This is a genomic window from Neolewinella lacunae (assembly GCF_014349155.1).
Taxonomy (GTDB): Bacteria; Bacteroidota; Bacteroidia; order Chitinophagales; family Saprospiraceae; genus Neolewinella; species Neolewinella lacunae.
Map to the genome: position 1 here is coordinate 1 of NZ_JACSIT010000129.1, position 395 is coordinate 395.

Here is a 395-nt window from a genome sequence, read left to right on the forward strand (position 1 = left end):
AGACCTACCCGGACCGTGCCCAGGTCAGCACAGGTCAGGATCAGTTCCTGGTCGTATACCTCCAGGGCGATGTTGGCAGCGTTGACGCGGGCGATCGACAGCGTTACACCGGAGCAGTCGTCGTAAGAACCGTTGTCGATGTTCTCCGGCGTCAGGACGGCAAAGCCCGTGGGCAGGCCCGTCGTGGAAGAAGAACCGGAAGAGATGCCGATGTTCAGGCCGTCTTCGCAGATCGCAACGGGGGCCGTGCGGTCTTCCACCGTGAAGAGGTAGTCGGAGAAGCCCGAGTTACCACACTGGTCGGTGTAGGTGTAGCGCAGCAGGTGCGTTCCTACGGGGATGGCCGTCGTGATCTCGGGCGTAGCGTTGTTGGGGTTGACTACGAAGGAGCCGAT

At 61.5% G+C, this 395-nt stretch carries 1 protein-coding gene; it reads right to left on the minus strand.

Annotation, left to right across the window (positions count from 1 at the left end; translation table 11 throughout):
* A partial coding sequence (locus tag H9S92_RS14070) for a hypothetical protein (protein WP_187467337.1) occupies positions 1-395 on the minus strand: 395 nt, incomplete at both ends.